Raw genomic sequence first — 2,913 nt, 5'->3', positions numbered from 1 at the left:
CAGGAGCTCCAGCGCACGGTGCGCTACCTTCGCGAGCGAGGCCTGGGGCTCGTCATCACCGACCACAACGTTCGCGAGACGCTGGCGATCACGGATCGCGTCGAGGTCATTCACGAAGGCCGGATTCTGTTGCGCGGGAAGCCCAAAGAGTTGTTGAATAGCCCGGAGGCGCGCCGGCTGTACCTCGGCGAGGGGTTCCGCCTATGAGGCCGTCGCTGCTCGACCGCCTGCTGACCACCGAGGTTGGCATCTCGTTCGGGTTCGGGCTGGCCTTCTTCACCGCACTGCTCGTGATGAACCACGTGTTCTTCCTGGCGCGCCTCGCGATCTCGCAGGGGATGCCGTTCGGGATCGCGCTTCAACTCTTCCTCTACAAGGTCCCGTATCTGGTGGCGTATAGCGCGCCGATGGGCATCCTGCTCGCCACCGTGCTCGGGGTCGGCCGGTTGACCGATCATCATGAGATCGCCGCGCTGCGGGTCTGCGGGATGAGTCTCTACCGCATCGCTGCGCCGGTCGTGCTGCTCGGCGTGGTGGCCGCGGTGGGCATCCTCGTCTTCGGCGAAGGGGTGGTGACCGTCGCCAACGAGCAGTACCGGTCGGTGTTCAATGAGTTCATGACGAAAGCCCCAGAATTGCAGCCCGTCGAGAATATCTTCTTCCAGGGGCCGAGCCCGGATGGGAGCGCGCTCTACTACGCGCGGCGTTACGATCCCCGTACCCAAACCCTGGAGGACGTCACCGTGATCTATCTCCGGGGCGGACAGACGCTCCGCGTCATTCAAGCGCGCGCGGCGACGTACCAGCGGGGCGGCGCGTGGGGGTTCCGCGACGGCGATGTGTACGTCATCGAGGGAGGCCGGGTCGTCACGACTCGTTTCGAAGAGATGGCGCTCAACGTGCCCCGAACCCCCCAGGATCTGACGCTGCCGCCCAAGTCCGTGGGGGATATGAGCCTTCGCGAACTGGCGCACGAAGCCTCGGCCGCACGGCGCGGGGGCGCCGATCCCCGGTCGTATCTCTCCGAGCTGCACAACCGCATCGCGGGGGCGGCCAGTAGTGCGGTGTTTGCCCTCATTGGCCTTCCCCTCAGCCTGCGCCCCCACCGGTCGGGCCCCAGCATCGGCATGGGGTTGAGCATTCTCGTCCTGTTCGCGTACTACGCGATTCTCATCCCATCCCAGCTCGCCTCCGAGGGGCACGTGCTTGCCCCCGCGCTCGCCGCTTGGCTTCCAAACAGCATCGTCGGCGCCCTAGGTGGGGTGCTCCTCGCCCAAGCGGCCCGATGAACGCCGCCGTCGTGCTGATCCCGACGCTGATCCTCGTCAGCGGGCTGGTGGCCTTTGTCGGGAATCAGGTCGGGCGCAGCATCGGCCGCCGCCGGCTGGCCGTGTTCGGCCTTCGGCCCCGGTACACCGCCCAGGCGATTACGGTGATCACCGGCATGCTGATCACCGTGGTGACGCTGGCCGTCGTCCTGCTCGTCAACAACGACGCGCGCCAGGCCCTCTTCCATCTGCAGGAGATCCGGCGGCAGATCGCCACGCAGGAGCAAAAACTGGGGAGGCTGCAGGGCGGAGATATCGTGTACCTGCACGACCAGGAAGTGCTGCGGACGATCATCGACGGCCGCGAGCCCTTGCCGGTTGTCCGGAACCGGGTGCAGGCGTTCTTCGACCTGGCGGCGCAGGCGGCGCGGCAACGAGGCATTGTGCCCCCGGACGACCACGCTCCCATCTTTGTGCTCTCGCCTTCCGGCGTGACGGTCAACGACATCGCCAACGATCTGTTCGAGCGTCGTGAGCCGATGGTCGTGCGCATGCTCTCGAACAGCAACACCGTGAGCGGGGCGCCGTCCCTGGAAGTCTCGGTCATCACCTTTCCGAATCGTCTGGTCTTCCGGGCCGGGGAGGCGATCGTGACGGCGAAGATCGACGGCCGGGGATCCCGCGAACAGGTGGAATCGGGGCTGCTGAAGCTCGTCGCAGGGGTGGGCGCCATCGCGAAGTCACGCGGCGTCATCTCCCCGGCGTTCGGGCCGGCGTCCAGCCCGCCGGACATTCGGCTCGATCCCGCGGTGCTGCTGGCGACGCTGGAGCATGTGCAGACGGGGAAGGCGCCGGTCGAGGTACTCGCCGCGTCCACTGCGGACACCTACACCATCGGGCCCGTCCTCATCACGTTCAAGTGAAGGTCTTGGCGGTGGACCCCGGCCTGGAGAAATGCGGGATGGCCGTGTGCGGGCCCGAGGGGGTGCTGGCACACCGGGTGGTCGGCATCGCTGACCTCGAGCAGGTCTCGAGGCAGTGGATGGAATCCTACCGGGTAGAGGTCGTCATCGTCGGGAATCAGACAGGATGCAAACAGGCGTTCGATATTCTAAACCGACTTGAACTCGGCATCGAGGGGGTGCCCGAGCGAAACTCGACCCTTCTGGCCCGGAGGAGGTACTTCCGGGATCACCCGCCGAGGGGGTGGCGCAGGCTCCTGCCCATTTCCCTTCAAGTGCCCCCGGAACCCTATGACGACTATGCCGCGGTAGTCTTGGCGGAGGCGTACCTGGCCCGCCGACGCGGGTAAGGGTTTGGCCCGCTTTGAGGAAGGTTATCGTCAACCCTTGACACTCTCAGTAACATCCGGGTAAAATGACCGTGCATTAGGCACTAGAGTATACGCGAGCAGCATGTTGCAGCATCGAGCATCGCAAGCATAGACGCAGAAAATCGCTTCATTAGCATGGCCAGTTGTCGCCATCATACTTTCGTCAAGCGTGTCAAAGAGTTCGCAGCTCCCTAAAAGTTCGGCTGGTGTTTTCCGTTCCGACGGCCATCGGCCGTAGTCGGGAGTCGCCCGGAAAGGAGGGAAGGCACGGCAGGGTGAGACCCGGAGGACGGTAGCACGCGGGCGATCGTA

General features: G+C 65.2%; 4 protein-coding genes. All 4 read left to right on the top strand.

Annotation, left to right across the window (positions count from 1 at the left end):
* Nucleotides 1-207: lipopolysaccharide ABC transporter ATP-binding protein (locus VFP86_06255; protein HET8999231.1), on the top strand; the 207-nt coding region annotated here is incomplete at its 5' end.
* Nucleotides 204-1,289 carry an LptF/LptG family permease gene (locus VFP86_06250; protein HET8999230.1) on the top strand — a complete coding sequence of 362 codons (1,086 nt, stop codon included), beginning with the start codon at nt 204-206 and terminating at the stop codon, nt 1,287-1,289. The genes VFP86_06255 and VFP86_06250, both read left to right, overlap by 4 nt.
* Nucleotides 1,286-2,191 (top strand): DUF3084 domain-containing protein, encoded by a 906-nt coding sequence (locus VFP86_06245; protein HET8999229.1) that lies wholly within the window; start codon nt 1,286-1,288, stop codon nt 2,189-2,191. The genes VFP86_06250 and VFP86_06245 overlap by 4 nt, the downstream gene beginning before the upstream one ends.
* 11 nt (nt 2,192-2,202) lie before the next feature.
* Nucleotides 2,203-2,580, top strand: coding sequence for a pre-16S rRNA-processing nuclease YqgF (locus VFP86_06240; GenBank protein ID HET8999228.1), 378 nt, complete (start codon nt 2,203-2,205; stop codon nt 2,578-2,580).
* Nucleotides 2,581-2,913: the final 333 nt, after the last annotated feature.

This window comes from bacterium (assembly GCA_035703895.1).
Lineage (GTDB): Bacteria > Sysuimicrobiota > Sysuimicrobiia > Sysuimicrobiales > Segetimicrobiaceae > Segetimicrobium.
The sequence above is the reverse complement of the archived record's forward strand: the minus strand, read 5'-3'. Positions and strand labels throughout refer to the sequence as shown.